This is a genomic window from Paenibacillus sp. BJ-4, from assembly GCF_020404765.1.
Lineage (GTDB): Bacteria > Bacillota > Bacilli > Paenibacillales > Paenibacillaceae > Paenibacillus.
Map to the genome: position 1 here is coordinate 1 of NZ_JAIVEM010000121.1, position 211 is coordinate 211.

At 51.7% G+C, this 211-nt stretch carries 1 rRNA gene; it reads right to left on the bottom strand.

What is annotated here, in order from left to right:
• A 23S ribosomal RNA gene (locus tag LCF57_RS18255) occupies positions 1-211 on the bottom strand; the annotation flags it as partial.

The following is a 211-nucleotide window of genomic DNA, read 5'->3' on the forward strand; positions in this document are numbered from 1 at the left end:
CCTTGGTTTGGGCTAATCCGCGTTCGCTCGCCGCTACTGACGGAATCACTATTGTTTTCTCTTCCTCAGGGTACTTAGATGTTTCAGTTCCCCTGGTCTGCCTCTGTTCTGCCTATGTATTCAGCAGAAAGTGACTGTCGATGAAGACAGCCGGGTTTCCCCATTCGGACATCCCCGGATCAAAGCTTGCTTACAGCTCCCCGAGGCTTTA